Raw genomic sequence first — 16,729 nt, forward strand, 5'->3', positions numbered from 1 at the left:
ATCGCCTCCGGTTTGCTTCGCTGCACCTCCTCTCGATGTGTGCGGCTTCGCCGCACGGCGCTTCAGTCATCCCGGGATGGGGTGGATCGCTATTTGGTGGCTGGGACTTGTATCGGGTTGGATGTTGACACCGGCGAGGTCTATGCGCCTAACGGTCTGGAAGATACCGAGCAGGGGATATTACGGATCAACCCGAAAAACCCGCAGCCGGATTTGTTCGAGCAGAAAGCCAGGAGCTATCAGAGTCGATGGCCTTGGCTTCAGATTTTGACACCGTGATCGGCACTTTCACTCAATCCCTGTAGCAGCTGGCGAAGCCTGCGTCCGGCTGCGAAGCAGTCGCAAAGTCAGCCGGCGCGGTGTTTCAGGTAAACCTCGCACTCAGGTTTTACGACTGCTGCGCAGCCGGACGCAGGCTTCGCCAGCTGCTACAGGGGATCTGATCGTTATTGGCCCTTCGGCACGTCGAATCCGCGCTTCTCGATGACCCCAAACGGACATTTCCTACGGCATTTGCGGAAGCAAAAATCACCCTCCACGGACAGAACGCGAATCTCACGGACACATCGCGCAGCCATTTGCGTTTTTCCGGAATTTGTCATGTTCGAAAGCATTTCGATACAGATAGTAGGCAGCCCAATGCGTATTGAATGAGGCTGTATCGTGTTTCAACGTCTTCTGTGTTCGCTGTCCGTTCTGAGTCTGTCCATCGCCGCCGCCCAGGCCGCCGAGCCTGTGGTGCTCGACACCCCAAGACTCAAGAGCATCGATAACTTGCGCGATGTCGCGGGCATCACCACCGCCTACACCACGGCCCACGACGGCACCATGCGCGGCGGGGTGTTTTATCGTTCCAACGCGCTGACCCCGTCGGCGGCGGACCTGGCCACCTTGAATGGCCTGGGCATCAAGTCGATTTTCGATTTGCGCACGCCCGCGGAAATCGCCGCCACGCCGGACACGCTGCTGACCGGCGCGACCTACAACAACATCGACATCATCGGCAGCACCACCTCGGGTTCCAACATCACCACCATTTCGATCACCAGCGCCGCCAATGCCATCGCGATGATGCAAGAGACCAACCGCGCCTTCGTCAGCGATGCCGGCATGCGCGGTCAGTTGGGCGTGTTGTTCAACGAACTGGCCAGTGCCGACGGTGCCGCGCTGTTCCACTGCACCGCCGGCAAGGACCGCACCGGCTGGACCGCCGCCGTACTGCAAAGCATCGCCGGGGTCGACGATGCCACCATCATGAGCAACTACCTGGCGACCAACGACTACACCGCCGCGAGGATGCAAGCGACTTTGGCGGCGATGCCACCGGCCATGGCGGCCATTTATGCGCCGTTGATCGGCGTCGATGCCAGTTACCTGCAAGCCGGTCTTGACCAGATCAAGCTGCAATACGGCACCATGGACAACTACCTCAAGCAGGGCCTGGGCCTGTCCCAGGAAACCATCTATGTGCTGCGCGGCAAGATGGTCGAGTACAACAGCCTGCCGGGGCAGTTTGGGCTGGCTGGGAACGCCGCGGCCGGCGCGCAGTTGTTGCAACAGTTGCAGAACACCAGTCTCTCGGGCACCTACAGCGCCTACAACTATTACCTGCAATCGGCCATCGATGCTGGCACCCTCGCCGGGGTCGAGTCCACGGTCGGCGGGCAGGTGCATGCGGATGCGGCCAGTTACCTGCTGCGTCAGAACGCGCTGATCGAACAGGCTGCGGCGCCTTTTGCCAGCGGCGTCGACCTCAAGGCGGGTCAATACCGTCTGTGGAGCACCGCGCTTGCCGGCTATCTGGGCACCGACGGTTCATCCCGGGCCTCCAGCAGCAACGAGCACAGCCAGGGCATGATGGTCGGCATCACCCAGCGTTTCTCCGAACAGCTCAGCGCCCGCGGCGGTTTCGGTTACAGCCGTGGCAACGTCGGCGGAGCCGGTGGTGAGGCGGATACCGACCTGACCTTTCTCAGTGTCGGTGCACGCTATGCACCCAACGGTCTGGAACGCGGCCTGTTTGTCGACGCGCACGCCAGCGCCGGTTATCTGGACTACGAAAGCAAACGCGAACTCGGCGGTGGCCTGGGCACGGCCAAGGGCGACAGCCATGGCACGCTTTCGGGGCTGACGGTGGCGCTGGGCTATCGGGTGCCGGTCAACAGCGTGACGCTGGAGCCGAGCCTGGGCGTGCGCGTCAGCCATCTTGATCTGTCGGGCTTCCAGGAGAAGGGCAGCGAGCTGGCCCTGGACGTCGACGGCATCAACGAAACCCGCCGCAGTGCGGTGGCGAATCTCAATGCCTCGTTCGCGGCCTTCGGCATGGGCGCCTGGCAGCTGGTGCCGGGTATGCAGGTGGGTTACGAGCATGTGCTGGGCGATCACGAAGTCGACAGTCAGGGCCATCTGCTGGGGCTGGATGTGGAGCAGCGCGCGGCCTTCGACAATCGCGATCAGTTCAGCGGTGGCGTGAATGTGATGGCCAATCTTGGCGCATTGAGCGTGGGGGCTGAGGTGGGTGCCGCCGGTGGCGGTGACAGCCACGGCAGTTATGGCAGCCTGAAGGCCAGTTATCTGTTCTGACGTTGCCTGCGCGGGTCGCGGTGACAGCGACCCGCGTTTCAAAATGATCCGGTGCGCAAACCCTTCCTGACATCCGCCGGGCTGACGCCATAGGCATTGTGAAAGTACTGGCAAAACCTGCCGACATTGCTGAAGCCCAATTGCACGGCCACATCGGTGACCGAAGGCGCAGCGTTGCGTGTCAGCGCGGCATAGGCGCGTTCCAGGCGAACTTGCCGCTGGTAGGCCACGATCGACGTGCCGACGAAACGCTGAAACCCGTCCTGCAAGGCGCGCAGGCTGACGTTGGTCAAGCGGGCCAGGTCCGTCCCGCTGACCAGGTGCTCGGGATGTTCCTGAATGTATTCCACCGCCAGCTTCACATGCCGTGGCGCGATCTGCGGCGCCGGCTGGCGCAAGGCGTCGGTGAAGTTGTGCGGCCAGCTCTCCAGTACCGCATCCACCAGCATTTCCCGCAGACGCGAGGGCATCAGGGTACCGGCATTGAGCAGCAGGTCGAACTCGCTGCCCGTGGCCATGTCCACCAGCGCGCGGATGCCCTGGAAGGCCGAGGCATTCAAATCCACCATCGGCTCGAAGCACAGCTTGTGCACGATCGGCTTGCCCAGCAGCGTCGACAGGCGTTCGGTGAGCAGTGCCCGGCTGATCGAGAGGCCGTGGTGGGCGTGATCGTCGATGAAGCGCATCGAGCGGATATCGGCCTTGTCGATGGCCAGGCCCACCTGGGTATAACCCACCGACTCGGTGGCGTGGTTGAACAGGATCTTGCCGGCGGTGGGGATGACGAAAGTGACCTCGTCGAAGGGCGCGGGAAACTCCACCGAGAAATCGCCACGGTAATGCATGCGGCGAAAACTGAAGCCCTCGTGCCGGCCGTAGACACCGCCGATGGTGATGTGGCGAGGGATGGGCGGCGAGTCGCCATAGCGGTTGCCGAACATCGTCGAGAACAGCGCGCCGAAGTCGTCGCTGTTCATGTCGTCGGACCTCAGGATGAAGGGCTTGCGGGTCGGGCTTGAGTACACCGGGAGTGGCACCTTGGGCGGTTGGCGGGATTGAGGTAAACGCTCGCTTTTGTGTAGCAGCTGGCAAAGCCTGCGTCCGGCTGCGAAGCAGTCGTGAAATCAGCTGACGCGGTGTTTCAGGTAAATCTCGCACTCAGGTTTTACTGCTGCGCAGCCGGACGCAGGCTTCGCCAGCTGCTGCAGGGATTGGGGCAAACCTGCGAACGGTAGCAGTGGCTAATGACAGGCTCATGACTTGCGCTGCGCGAGCAAACGCTCATTTCAACGTTCGTCGGATGTCAGGTTGCTATCAGTGCAAACGCCTGCCGATCTCCCCACGGCTGCTACGCTTGGACGTTGCAGCGCCGGTGCCCACGGTGGTCCTCGCTGCGAGGGAAAACACGGAGTACGACATCCTTTCTGTCGATAACCTGCACGGAGGCAGGCGATGGTGATCAAACACATTGCCCAGACGAGTGCGGACGCCATTCCCGACGCGCTCGATCAACAAGAGATGGAGCGGGTCCTGGCGTCGTTGCTGGGCAGCCCGCTGTTTGCCAAGTCCCGGCGCATGGGCAGCCTGTTGCGCTTTCTGATGGAACACGACCTGCATGCCTCCAGCCCGCCACTGACCGAACACGCCATCGGCATCGCGGTGTTCCGGCGCGACCCGGCGGTGTATTGCACCGGGGACGATCCGGTGGTGCGGGTCCAGGTGGGGCGGTTGCGGCGCAAGCTCGCCGCGCACTACGCCAGCAACGGCCAGCAGGACCCGGTGCGCCTGAGCATCCCGCCCGGGTGTTATCGCCTGGCCTATCAACGGCTGCGGCCCAAGAGCCCTGGCGGACGCCGACCGATTCTGCAGATTCAGCCCTTCACCTGCCTCACCCGCGAGGGGGATGACTTTACCCGCGGCCTGTGCGAGGAGTTGAGTTGCCGCCTGTTCGAGTGCTTCGAGCACGCCTCAACCGGCGCCGGCCATGTGCTGATGCGCGTGCCCCGCGGCAGCGCCAAAGTGGCCGAGACAGACCGGGGCGGGCGCTACAGCTATTGCCTGGAAGGCAGCGTGCGGGTGGAGCCTGCGCGGGTGCGCGCGTCGTTGCGCCTGGTGGACGTGGCGCAGGGGCGGATTCGCTGGTCGGCGCAGTTCGATCGCAATCAGCCGTACGGGATTGCGACCCAGGAGGATCTGGCGGGATCGATCTGCCAGTCGTTGGCGGGGTATTTTGCCCGTGGGGAACTTGATGGATGACAGGCGCCGGGTGTCCTAGCAGCTGGCGAAGCCTGCGTCCGGCTGCGAAGCAGTCGTGAAATCAGCCGATGCGGTGTTTCAGGTAAACCTCGCACTCAGGTTCTACGACTGCTGCGCAGCCGGACGCAGGCTTCGCCAGCGGCTACAGGATGGTGTCAGGGCAACCGCAAGGTTGCCCCGGTGCATCGCCTAAACGGTTTTCCACTGACCGCCTTCATACAGGCGACCTGCGGTGTTATCGAACGTCAGGTCGATTTCGATCGCCTTCGAGCGAGATGTACTGAACATGGTGCTCGTCTGTACGTTCTGCTCGAACCACACAAGGATGGTTTCCACGGGGGTCAGCACGGTCTTGCCGGTGACCACCTGATCCACCGCCACATAGATCGGCGTGCTGACCTGATTGCCATCGATGCCGGTGGACAGCTGGTTGATGCCTGGATGAATCGGCGCGTAGTCGTTGACGAAGGTCATGGAGACCTCCGGACCACCGGTCACCGCCGGGCTCAGCAGGCCGTGTTCATCGAGGGTCGAGGTTTGCCCAAGCCCAATGTTGACGATATTGGTCGAGACTTTGACCTGAACGTTTTCCTTGAACACGTTGGAAGCGAACATCTGATACATCGGGGTCCAGCTGAATTCATTGTTGCTCAGGTACGCGGTATAGGACTGCCAGACCACGTTGTAGTCCGCGGTGCCGACTTTCTTGGCAAAGCACAGCTTGTAGCCCGACTTCTTGAGCAGGGTCAGATCGCCCGGAGCGATCTCGATGGTGACGGTTTTCTGCGAAGCCGCCAGGGCGGACCTCAGGACTTTTCCGTAGTCCGACGACTTCAGTTGCGTTGCACCCATGATCGATTTGACGGCTTCTTGCACATCATTGTGAAGCTGCTGGCTGGTTTGGCTGACAGCGATGGATTTGCTCATGGTGGTCCTCTTCCTTGGTGGTGTTGCCTGGTTGTGATTCGCTCGATGAGCGGCGGGCAGTACAGCCGGCGTCTCATCGAGGGCTTCACTCTAGGCGCGAGGGGCAGGGGAGCTAAGTATCTTGGCGTTACAGGCGGGTAACGGGGTTGTATCAGTGGTTCAAGGCTGCGGGGCGACCCTTGGCCGCCCCGCAGTCACATCAGGCGGCCTGCGCGTCGGCCCAGACGAAATTCCAGCTGGTGCGTTTGCCCTTGGCGACTTCGATCAGTTTGTTTTCGTACACCGTGTGACTGATCACACCCGTGAAGGTCAGGGTCCGGGCAGCGTTGGTGCCGGTGCACTCGCCCGGAACACCGCCCGACTCGACCATGGCTTTCTTCATGTCCGCTTCCGACGGGGCGCTGGCCTGGTTTTTTTCCACTTTGACGAAACTCATGATTTCACCTCTTCCGTGATTAAGGGATCGACGTGGACCAGGGCCGACAACCGGTGCCCCTGCATTCACACCGACGGCCATACTCTAGGGGGCGGCCGGGCGGCGCAGAAGTGACAAGCGCGGCGCTGAGGTAACAGGCGCAACACCTGGATGTAACCGGAACGTATCAATCAGGGAGAAACGAAATGACCCAGACACTGGAACACGCCATCGCCATTGCAGCCGGCGCCCACACCGGGCAGGTCGACAAAGGCGGCTCGCCGTACATCCTCCATGCGCTGCGGGTGATGCTCAAGGTCGACAGCCTGGAAGAGCGGATCGTCGCGGTGCTGCACGACGTGGTCGAAGACTGCGACATCGGCCTGGACGAACTGCGCGAGGAAGGCTTCAGCGAAACCGTGCTGGCGGCCATCGATTCGCTGACCAAGCGCCCGGGGGAAGCCTACGAGGATTTCATTGCCCGCGCGGCGCAGAACCCGATTGGCCGGGTGGTGAAATTGGCGGATCTTGAGGAAAACAGTGATCTGTCGCGGATTTCCAATCCGGGGTGGGATGATCTGGAACGGGTCGAGAAATATCGGCGGGCAATAGGCGTGTTGCGCTAATCACTATTGCAAACAATCTGCCGAACACTTTGCTGCCGGTGATATGTGTAGTAATAACTTTTTCACCGGTAGTGGTAAAGAAAGTCAAAAAGACCTATTTAACGGTGCTGTTGTAATCCTTTTCTGAATGATATTTCGGATGTATCCAAGTTGCTATGTAGGCATAGCTCCATACGTTTTGTAGGAAACTTCTCGGCCTGTGTTTTTGGGTAGCATGGCTGAATCGGATAGTGCATCTTTGCTCGCCGGAAATATCGTTACGCATGTTTGTTGTGACTTTTTTATGGTTTGTGATTTTGCATGGAGGAATCATGGCTTCGAACAGTTTTCAAAACGAAGTGCCCAAGGCGCGGGTCAATATAAAGCTTGATTTACATACTGGCGGTGCGCGGAAAAAGATCGAGTTGCCACTGAAATTGATGGTGCTGGGCGACTACAGCAATGGCAAGGAACAGCGTGGGTTATCGGAACGAAACAAGGTCGACATCAACAAGAATAATTTCGATAGCGTCCTGGCCGAATTCTCGCCCGCGTTGAAGCTGGCAGTGGAAAACACCTTGGTGGACGACGTCGCCGAGACGACGGTAGAGCTTGAATTCCAGAGCATGAAGGACTTCGAGCCCGAGCAGGTCGCCCGGCAAATTCCGCAGCTTCGAGCGCTGCTTGCAATGCGTAATCTGTTGCGCGACCTCAAGTCCAATCTCTTGGACAACGCCACGTTCCGCCAGGAACTGGAGCATATTCTCAAGGATGATGCATTGAGTGACGAGCTGCGAGCCGAACTGGCGGCTCTGGCTCCGCAAGAAGTTCGTTAGTTCACCAGGATCGCATTTAAAGGGAAGTTTTCACTATGACGGTAGATAGTTCCAACGTGCACTCGCGCGGCACTACAGTGTTGTCTGAGGAAAGCAAAGGTGTGTACAGCACGCTGTTTGGCAAAATCAATCTGAGCCCGGTTGAAACACTGACCGGAATCGAAATTTTCCAGAATACGGAAGCGCTTTCGGAAGCGACGGCGGATGAACGGGTCACCGCCGCTGTCAGTGTTTTTTTGAAGTTGCTCAAACAGTCATCGCAAAAAATCGAACGCCTGGATAAAGCGCTGCTGGATGAGCATATCGCCTCGCTGGATGCCCAGATCAGCCGCCAACTCGACGCGGTCATGCATCACCCGGATTTCCAGCGTGTGGAGTCCACGTGGCGGGGTGTGAAGTCGCTGATTGATCAAACCGATTTCCGCCAGAACGTGCGTATCGAACTGCTGGATATCAGCAAGGAGCATCTGGTCCAGGACTTCGAAGATGCGCCGGAAATCGCGCAAAGCGGCCTGTACGTACACACCTACATTCAGGAATACGACACGCCGGGCGGCGAGCCGATTGCCGCGGCCATTTCCAACTTCGAATTCGACCGCAGTCCTCAGGACATTGCCCTGCTGCGCAATATTTCCAAAGTGGCGGCGGCTGCGCACATGCCGTTCATTGGCTCGGTCGGCCCGGCCTTTTTCGGCAAGCAGTCGATGGAAGAAGTGGCGGCCATCAAGGATATCGGCAACTACTTCGACCGTGCCGAATACATCAAGTGGAAGTCGTTCCGCGACAGTGACGATGCCCGTTACATCGGCTTGCTCATGCCGCGTGTGTTGGGACGCCTGCCGTATGGGCCGGACACAATCCCGGTGCGCAGTTTCAACTACATCGAAAGCGTAAAAGGCCCGGACCACGACAAATACCTGTGGACCAACGCCTCGTTCGCCTTCGCCGCCAACATGGTGAAAAGCTTCATCGCCAACGGCTGGTGCGTGCAAATCCGTGGGCCGCAGTCCGGTGGCGCGGTCACCGATCTGCCGATCCATTTGTACGATCTGGGCACGGGTAATCAGGTGAAGATTCCGTCGGAGGTGATGATTCCGGAAACCCGAGAATTCGAGTTCGCCAACCTCGGATTCATCCCGCTCTCGTATTACAAGAATCGCGACTACGCCTGCTTTTTCTCGGCCAACTCCGCACAGAAACCGGCGCTGTACGACACCCCCGATGCCACGGCCAACAGCCGCATCAACTCCCGGTTGCCTTACATCTTCCTGCTTTCACGCATCGCGCACTACTTGAAGTTGATTCAGCGCGAGAACATCGGCACCACCAAGGATCGTCGTCTGCTGGAGCTGGAACTGAACAAGTGGGTCGGTGGACTGGTGACCGAAATGACCAATCCGGGCGACGACCTGCAGGCCTCGCACCCGCTGCGTGACGCCAAGGTGACCGTGGAAGACATCGAGGACAACCCGGGCTTCTTCCGCGTCAAGTTGTATGCCGTGCCGCACTTCCAGGTGGAAGGCATGGACGTCAATTTGTCGCTGGTCTCGCAGATGCCCAAGGCCAAGGCCTGAACTGTTCAACTCAAAGTCAATTCGTAGGGATACGACCTCATGAAGATCGATCGCCCTTTGTGGGCCGCGGGGGCTTTGTTGTCGCCGCAGCAATTTCAACAGCAGGCGCGCTGGGAGGCCTGGGCCAATGAGGGACTGGCGCATTTGTCGTTGGTCCACCCCTGGGGTGTCCAGGCTGTAGCGTTTGATGTGCAGGCCTTGCGTCTGGGCAAACTCAAGCCCACGCAGCTGCGCCTGCGCATGCCCGACGGCACATTGATCGATAGCGATCATGTGGATCGTCTTCCTGAGGGGCTCGAGTTGGCCCGGCTACTGGCCGATGACGTTCAGAAGGCGACGGTGCTGTTGGCCTTGCCGCTGGAAAAGGCCAATGGCAACAACTGCCAGTTCGATTCCGCCAAGGCCGATCGGCCTACGCGTTATCGCCAGGACTGGCGTCAGGTGCAGGACCTCTTTGGTGACGAAACGCAATCGGTGGGCGTGCTGGAGCACGTACTGAGCCTGCGCTTGGAGAAAGACGATAACGGCGATTACCTGACGTGCCCGATCGCGTGCCTGGTGCGAGACGGACAGGGGGACTGGAACCTGGACCCCGACTATGTACCGCCATTGCTCAGCTTCGCGGCGCATCCGGGGTTGCTGGTGCAACTGGACAATCTGTTCACGCAATTGTCCGCCAAGCGTCAGCGGCTGATGGGCATGCGCCGCGAGAGCAACCAGCGCATGGCTGACTTCGCCGTCGCCGATGTGTCGTTGTTCTGGCTGCTCAATGCCTTGAACACTTACCAGCCGGTGTTGGCCGATCTTAAGGCCTGGCCGGCGCGGCATCCGGAGCAGGTGTATCTGGAACTGTCGAAACTGGCCGGCAGCCTGCTGACCTTTTCGCTGGAACACGATATCGAGCAGATCCCGTCTTACCGTCACCTACACCTGGACAGTGTATTCCCACCCTTGTTGAACCTGGTCTCCCGATTGCTGGAGGCCAGCCTGCCTTCGCGGGTCATTGCCCTTGCGCTGGAGGCGGACGGTGCCAACCGCTGGAAGGTCAAACTCAACGATGGTCGCCTGTGTGAGCCTGACAGCGCCGATTTCTATCTGTCGGTGCGCAGCCGTATGCCTGCCGCGCAATTGCAAAAGCAGTTCCCGCGCCTGTGCAAGATCGGTGCGCCGGATGATCTCGATCAGCTGGTCAATGCCGCGCTCGATGGCGTGCCGTTGCAATCGCTCAGTCACGTACCGGCGGCCATTCCCCTGCGTCTGGAAAACCAGTACTTCGCCCTTGATCTGAGCCACGAGAAGGGCAAGGCCATGCTGGCTTCGGGCACCTGTGCCTTCTACGTTCCCGGCACCCTGGCCGAGGTCAAACTTGAACTCTTCGCGGTACTGCGCACATGAAAACGAACGTATCGAACAAACACCTCGCTTGCGCGATGGCCATTGACTCGTTATTGCAAGACAGCTATTTGCTGGTGGTCGAGCTGCGGCAAAAAGCCGTGATCGACAGCAGCGAACCATTCGTGGCGTTGTGCATCCAGCAGGTCGAGTACGTGCGGCAGCGGCTCGAGCAGTCAGGGTTGAGCCAGCGCAGCATCGATCACATCAGCCACGCGCAATGCGCGTTGCTCGACGAAACGGTGCTCAGCTGTGCCAAGGACGGTGACCACACCACATGGGCCAGCGAGCCTCTGCAAGCGAAGTTTTTCAACCGGCACCAGGCCGGAGAGTTTCTGTACGAGGACATGCGCGAAGTGCTGCGCGAGCCCGCGCCCGACCTGCACGTACTGACGGCTTTCCACCGGGTGCTGATGCTCGGTTTCCAGGGGCGTTATCGCGACATCAATGACCCCGAGCGTGAACAGCTGCTGGCCGATTTGAGTGCCTGGGTCGCGCCGCTGCAGCTCAGCGAGACCCTGCCCACGCAAGTCGTCGCCAGATCCCGAGGCGCAGCATTGTCCTGGCTGCGTGCGCCGCTCGGCCAGGTGTTTGCCGCAGGGCTTGTACTCGCAGCGACCTGGTGGGGGCTCGATTATCTGGTCGGTGGTTGGGTCGCCACCCTCGTGCCTGAGGCGTGAGGCCGATATGACGTTCAAACTCAAACGCGGCCTCTGGCGTTGGGCTGGAATCCTCGCCGTCGCGCTGCTGCTGATCATTCCGCTGCCCGTCTGGACGCGCACCCTGGCGATTCTGGCTGTGATCGCTGGCGTCCTGCTGATCGGAAAACGCATCGGCGAGAACGCGGCACGCCAGCGCGAAACGCTGGTGATCGGCAACAATCTGTCGTTGCCCCCGGCATCCTGGCGTCAGCCAGTGGTGCTGGTCTGTGGTGATGGCCTGGCCGGTCTGTTCGGCGCGGTGCCGGACGAGCAACTGGCCCTGCGCATCACCAGCAAGGGCTGCTATGTGCGGGTGCCTGACGTGGAGCTGCTGCCGCAGGTGGTCGACAGCCTGATCGCCTCGCGCTCGGATTGGGGCCGGCAACTGAGCGTCACGTACATCGTCAATCCGCAGTCCCATACCGACGGCGAAGTCCTGGCAGGACGAGTGCGCGCCTTGCGCCATCAATGGATGCGGGTGCGCAAGCAGGGCATTGCCTTGCCGCTGCTGCTGGTGAGCTACCTGCAAGCCACGCAAGGCGAGGGGCCCTGGTTCAGTTGGGAGGACGGCCAGGTCAGTCCGCAGGTGCGCGAGGAGGGCGCCTGCGTCGGGCTGGATGATTGGCAGAGTCAAACCGCAGACCGTGCCACTCGCACTTCGCGCTTGCACACCAGTGTCCAGCTGAACAGTGCGGCGACCTGGATGGCCGACGCCGTGCTGCCCCATCTAACCGCTCGCGACGGCGGAACCTGCGGCACCGAAGTGGTGGCCAGCGCCATTACCCTGGTTGCGTCACTGCCTCACACAGCAGAGGGCAATCTGTGGCAGAAATGGTTGCGGGAAAAGGTTGCCCTGATCAGCCCGGAACCGCCCGCAAATTCACAGGCCTTGCCATTCCCGGATCCCTTACTGGCACTGCTGGTCAGCGACACCCGCTACGCGCCAAACCGCCGCGCCAGCGTCGTTGCCCTGTGGTTGTTCACGGCGGCCGGTCTGATCGCGCTGGCCAGTTCGGCCTGGCAGAACACCCTGCTGGCGCGGCAGGTCAGTGATGACCTGCGTCGATACGCGTCCATCCCCCTCAGCGACTTCGTTCGCCGGGAAGAGGCCGCGAGCGTATTGCGCCAGGTGGCTTTGCGCCTGGACGAGTACTACCGCCATGGCGCGCCATTGTCGCTGGGCTTTGGCCTGTATCGCGGCGACCCCCTGCGCGAGCATGTGCTGGCGGTGCTTGGCGCTCACCGACAGCCCGTGAAGGCTAACGCCACCACCGTACGCCTGGACAGCCTCTCGTTGTTCAGCAGCGGCAGCGCAGAGCTCAAGCCCGATTCGGCCAAGGTGCTGATCAATGCCCTGGTCGACATCAAGGCCCAACCCGGCTGGCTGATTGTCATTGCCGGGCACACCGATGCCAGCGGCAGCGCCGAGCACAACCTGCAACTGTCACGAAACCGCGCGGCGGCGGTTCACAGCTGGATGCGGCAAATGGGTGATATCCCGGACAGCTGTTTCGCTGTGCAGGGCTTCGGCGCCAGTCAACCCATCGCCAGCAATGACACCGAGGCAGGACGCCAGGCCAATCGCCGCGTCGACATTCGCCTGATTCCCGAGGTGGGGGCCTGCGTGCCTCCCACGACGCAAGCAGGCTGAAAACCAGCCGCCACCGGCGGCATTCACGACCCTAGAAAAGGAGCTTCAAATGGCAATTCCCGTTTACCTGTGGCTGAAAGACGACGGCGGCGCGGACATCAAAGGTTCGGTGGACGTGCAACAGCGCGAAGGCAGCGTCGAAGTGGTCGCCCAGGACCACAGCCTGTACATCCCCACCGATAACAACACCGGCAAGTTGACCGGTACGCGGGTCCACACCCCGTTCGTGTTCAGCAAGGAAATCGATGCCTCCAGTCCCTACCTGTACAAGGCCGTGTCCACCGGCCAGACCCTCAAGAGCGCCGAGTTCAAGTGGTACCGGATCGACGATGCCGGCCAGGAAGTGGAGTACTTCAATACCCTGCTGGAGAACGTGAAGGTGGTGAAAGTCGCGCCGAAAATGCACGACGTGAAAGACCCAACCAGGGAGAAGCACAACCACCTTGAGCAAATCGAACTGCGTTACGAGAAGGTCACCTGGACCTTCAAGGAAGGCAACCTCACCCACTCCGACGCCTGGAGCGAGCGCAAGGGCGCCTGACGCGCACTGACCGGCAGGCAGGCTTTTGCCTGCCGGTTCCGGTGTGCCGGGTTGAGCGCCTGCACGCGGACGCTCACCCCGGCACATCCGCACACTTTCCATTTGCCTGACCGACTGCACGCTGGACATCCAGCACAAGGACGTATCCCATGGCCCAACAATCCACCCGCTTGCTTCGCCGTCTCAATCCCTACTGCGCCCAGGCCCTGAGCGCGGCGGCTTCGCTGTGCCAAAGCCGCGCCCACGCGCTCATCAGCATCGAACACTGGCTGCTCAAGTTGCTCGAGCTGGGCGAGGGCGACCTGACCCTGATCGCCCGTCGCTATGAATGGGACATGGACGCACTGTGGCGCGGCTTGCTGGACCACCTCGACACGCTGCCGCGCAGCGTGCAAGGCAAGCCACAGTTGTGTGGCAAGTTGCAAGAGTTGATCAAGAGCGCCTGGTTGCGCGCGTCGTTGGAGGGCCATGACCACCTGCGTTCGGCCCACTTGCTCGGCGCACTGCTGGAGAGCCCGAAACTGCTGGCGTGCGAAGCGGCCTGGCCGCTGCTCAGTCTCAGCGATAGCCAATTGCAGCAGGTATTGGTAGTGCTCGATGAGCACTCCGAAGAACGTCCTCGGTCGCAGCTGGAAGCGTCACTGCTTTCGCCCACCGATTCACTGCCGAACGTACCGGCCAACGAGGCCTTGCAGGCTGTACTGGACAGATTCACCCAGGACATCACCGCCAAGGCGAGGGAAGGGCGGATCGACCCGGTGTTCGGTCGCGACGATGAAATTCGCCAGGTCATCGACATTCTCGGGCGTCGACGCAAGAACAACCCGATCCTGGTGGGCGAACCCGGCGTGGGCAAGACCGCGCTGGTCGAAGGCCTGGCCTTGCGTATCGCCGAAGGCAACGTACCGGACAGCCTCAAACCGGTGAGCCTGCGCACCCTGGACCTGGGTTTGTTGCAGGCCGGCGCCGGGGTCAAAGGTGAATTCGAACAACGCCTGAAAAATGTCATCGACGCGGTGCAACAGTCCGCGCACCCGGTGCTGCTGTTCATCGATGAGGCGCACACCCTGATCGGCGCCGGTAACCAGGCGGGCGGGGCGGACGCGGCGAACCTGTTCAAACCGGCTTTGGCCCGAGGCGAACTGCGCACCGTCGCCGCGACCACCTGGCGTGAGTACAAGCAGTATTTCGAACGCGATGCCGCGCTGGAGCGACGCTTTCAGCAGGTCAAGGTCGACGAGCCTGACGATGCCAGCGCGTGCCTGATGCTGCGCGGTCTCAAGGCTCGCTACGCCAGCCACCATGGCGTGCACATCCAGGATGTGGCAGTGCAGGCGGCGGTCAGCCTGTCGCGGCGCTACCTGACGGGCCGGCAACTGCCGGACAAGGCCGTCGACCTGCTTGACACCGCCAGCGCGCGGGTGCGCATGAGCCTCGATTGCGAACCGCAGGCGCTGGTTCGACTCAAGTCCCGCCAGGCCGCGCTGGACCTGGAGTACCAGGCGCTGGAAGAAGATGCGCAACTCAGTGTCACCGCGGTGAGCGAGCGACTGACGATCATCGCCACGCAACAGGCCGATCTGCAACAAGAGCAGACCGCCTTGATCGGGCAATACCGGCAAGAGCTCGAGTTGACCCGCGAACTGCTCGACGCACGCGAGGCCGAACCCCCACGCCCCGACGACTGTGCGGTGCTGCAACTACGCCTGAGCCAGCTCCAGGGCAATCAGCCGATGCTCTCGCTCGACGTCAGCGCGCGCAGCGTGGCCGAAGTGATCGCCGACTGGACCGGGGTGCCGCTGGGCAGCCTGCTCAAGGACGAACAGGCAAGCCTGCTGGCGCTGGAACAGCAACTGGGAGAGCGGGTCATCGGTCAACCGACCGCGCTCGGCGCCCTGGCCCAACGCCTGCGCGCCGCCAAAACCGGCCTCACTGAAGAACAGGCGCCGCTGGGTGTCTTCCTGCTGGTGGGCACCAGTGGCGTCGGCAAAACCGAAACCGCGCGGGCGCTGGCCGACTGCCTGTTCGGCGGCGAAAAGTCGCTGATCACCCTCAACCTTTCCGAATACCAGGAAGCCCACACCGTCAGCCAGCTCAAGGGTTCGCCACCGGGTTACGTCGGCTATGGCCAGGGCGGCGTGCTCACCGAAGCCGTGCGCCAGCGCCCCTACAGCGTGGTGCTGCTCGATGAAGTGGAAAAAGCCCACCGCGACGTGCTCAATCTGTTCTACCAAGTCTTCGATCGCGGCTTCATGCGCGACGGCGAGGGCCGCGAGATCGACTTTCGCAACACCGTCATCCTCATGACCTCCAACCTCGGCAGCGACGAACTGCAAGCCGGCCTGCAAGCGCAGCCCGATGCGCCGGACAGCACCCTGCAAGAGTGGCTGCGCCCGATCCTGCGCGAACACTTCCAGCCGGCCTTGCTGGCCCGCTTCCAAACCCTGATCTATCGCCCGCTGGACGCCCGCGCCCTCAAACGCATCGTCGCCCTCAAGCTTGCGAAAGTCGCCCAACGCCTGCAACGCCACTACGGCCTGAGCTGCCACATCGAAGACTCCCTCAACGACGCCCTGGTCGCCGCCTGCCTGCTGCCAGACTCCGGCGCACGCAACATCGACAGCCTGCTCAACCAGCAGATATTGCCGGTGCTTAGTCAGCAGCTGTTGCAGCGTCAGGCAGCGGGTCACAGGACCCAGGGCGTGACCTTGGGGTTTAGCGCTGAGCACGGTGTCTGCCTGTTTTTCACTGACGCTGGGCGAACGGCGTCCTCTTTGGTCATGGAGGTCTGAATATGAACCAGTCACTACCGGTCTTTTTCGACCACACCCGCCACAAACTCTGGGTCGAGGACCTCGACACCCCACTCGACATCCTCGCCTTCGACGGCCAGGAGCACCTCAGCCAACCCTTCCTCTACCACATCGAATTCACCAGCACTGAACAGGACCTGGCCGCCGAACGGTTGCTCGGCAGGCCTGCCCGTTTCAGCCTGCACGCGCCACCCTCCAACCTGCCCGTGTTCGACTGGGCACCGGCGCCTGTAGTCAAACCCCTGCGCACCCTGCACGGCGTAATCACCGGCCTGCAACGCCTGTCCGCCTCCCGCGACGAAGCGCGCTACCAAGTCACCCTGCAACCCCGTCTTGCCCTGCTCGACAAGGGCCGGCAATACCGCATCTACCAGCACAAATCGGTGCCGGAAATCGTCGAGCATGTTTTGCGCAGCCGCCATGGTTTCGCCTATC

The 16,729-nt window shown here is 61.4% G+C and carries 15 protein-coding genes; 12 read left to right on the forward strand and 3 right to left on the reverse strand.

Annotation, left to right across the window (positions count from 1 at the left end):
- On the forward strand, positions 1 to 279 hold a 279-nt coding region (locus tag HNO86_RS29590; protein ID WP_175380481.1), incomplete at its 5' end, for a nucleotidyltransferase family protein.
- Between the two features lie 384 nt (positions 280 to 663).
- Complete coding sequence (locus HNO86_RS29595; protein ID WP_175380482.1) at positions 664 to 2,583, forward strand: tyrosine-protein phosphatase; 1,920 nt, start codon at positions 664 to 666, stop codon at positions 2,581 to 2,583.
- 38 nt (positions 2,584 to 2,621) lie between these two features.
- On the opposite strand, the gene HNO86_RS29600 is transcribed toward HNO86_RS29595, so the two are convergent.
- The gene (locus HNO86_RS29600) at positions 2,622 to 3,560 is read right to left on the reverse strand and encodes an AraC family transcriptional regulator (RefSeq protein ID WP_178131374.1); all 939 of its coding nucleotides are present in this window, start codon (positions 3,558 to 3,560) and stop codon (positions 2,622 to 2,624) included.
- 475 nt (positions 3,561 to 4,035) lie between these two features.
- On the opposite strand from HNO86_RS29600, the gene HNO86_RS29605 reads away from it, so the two are divergent.
- A complete protein-coding gene (locus HNO86_RS29605; RefSeq protein WP_175380484.1) occupies positions 4,036 to 4,839 on the forward strand; it encodes a hypothetical protein in 804 nt (267 codons plus the stop codon).
- A 189-nt stretch (positions 4,840 to 5,028) separates the two neighbouring features.
- Here HNO86_RS29605 and HNO86_RS29610 read toward each other — a convergent pair whose 3' ends face one another.
- Together HNO86_RS29610 and HNO86_RS29615 are read right to left on the reverse strand one after the other, a co-directional pair.
- Positions 5,029 to 5,766 carry a hypothetical protein gene (locus HNO86_RS29610; RefSeq protein ID WP_175380485.1) on the reverse strand — a complete coding sequence of 246 codons (738 nt, stop codon included), beginning with the start codon at positions 5,764 to 5,766 and terminating at the stop codon, positions 5,029 to 5,031.
- Positions 5,767 to 5,965: 199 nt separating this feature from the next.
- On the reverse strand, positions 5,966 to 6,202 hold the full coding sequence (locus tag HNO86_RS29615) for a hypothetical protein (RefSeq protein WP_175380486.1): 237 nt from the start codon (positions 6,200 to 6,202) through the stop codon (positions 5,966 to 5,968).
- 185 nt (positions 6,203 to 6,387) lie between these two features.
- On the opposite strand from HNO86_RS29615, the gene HNO86_RS29620 reads away from it, so the two are divergent.
- The 9 genes from HNO86_RS29620 to HNO86_RS29660 form a co-directional block, all read left to right on the forward strand.
- Positions 6,388 to 6,807 (forward strand): HD domain-containing protein, encoded by a 420-nt coding sequence (locus HNO86_RS29620; protein ID WP_175380487.1) that lies wholly within the window; start codon positions 6,388 to 6,390, stop codon positions 6,805 to 6,807.
- Between the two features lie 311 nt (positions 6,808 to 7,118).
- Positions 7,119 to 7,622: a type VI secretion system contractile sheath small subunit gene (gene tssB / locus HNO86_RS29625; RefSeq protein WP_175380488.1), complete on the forward strand. Its 504-nt coding sequence runs from the start codon at positions 7,119 to 7,121 to the stop codon at positions 7,620 to 7,622.
- Positions 7,623 to 7,657: 35 nt separating this feature from the next.
- Positions 7,658 to 9,196, forward strand: coding sequence for a type VI secretion system contractile sheath large subunit (tssC, locus tag HNO86_RS29630; RefSeq protein WP_175380489.1), 1,539 nt, complete (start codon positions 7,658 to 7,660; stop codon positions 9,194 to 9,196).
- Between the two features lie 39 nt (positions 9,197 to 9,235).
- On the forward strand, positions 9,236 to 10,591 hold the full coding sequence (gene tssK, locus HNO86_RS29635; RefSeq protein ID WP_175380490.1) for a type VI secretion system baseplate subunit TssK: 1,356 nt from the start codon (positions 9,236 to 9,238) through the stop codon (positions 10,589 to 10,591).
- Positions 10,588 to 11,268, forward strand: a complete 681-nt coding sequence (gene tssL, locus HNO86_RS29640) for a type VI secretion system protein TssL, short form (protein ID WP_175380491.1) — start codon at positions 10,588 to 10,590, stop codon at positions 11,266 to 11,268. The genes tssK and tssL overlap by 4 nt, the downstream gene beginning before the upstream one ends.
- A 7-nt stretch (positions 11,269 to 11,275) precedes the next feature.
- Positions 11,276 to 12,940 carry an OmpA family protein gene (locus tag HNO86_RS29645; protein WP_175380492.1) on the forward strand — a complete coding sequence of 555 codons (1,665 nt, stop codon included), beginning with the start codon at positions 11,276 to 11,278 and terminating at the stop codon, positions 12,938 to 12,940.
- A 49-nt stretch (positions 12,941 to 12,989) separates the two neighbouring features.
- Complete coding sequence (locus HNO86_RS29650; protein WP_175380493.1) at positions 12,990 to 13,481, forward strand: Hcp family type VI secretion system effector; 492 nt, start codon at positions 12,990 to 12,992, stop codon at positions 13,479 to 13,481.
- A 149-nt stretch (positions 13,482 to 13,630) separates the two neighbouring features.
- A complete protein-coding gene (tssH, locus tag HNO86_RS29655) occupies positions 13,631 to 16,273 on the forward strand; it encodes a type VI secretion system ATPase TssH (RefSeq protein WP_175380494.1) in 2,643 nt (880 codons plus the stop codon).
- A gap of 2 nt (positions 16,274 to 16,275) precedes the next feature.
- A partial coding sequence (locus HNO86_RS29660) for a contractile injection system protein, VgrG/Pvc8 family (protein ID WP_256672838.1) occupies positions 16,276 to 16,729 on the forward strand: 454 nt, incomplete at its 3' end.

It is taken from the genome of Pseudomonas sp. C1C7 (assembly GCF_013359595.1).
Lineage (GTDB): Bacteria > Pseudomonadota > Gammaproteobacteria > Pseudomonadales > Pseudomonadaceae > Aquipseudomonas.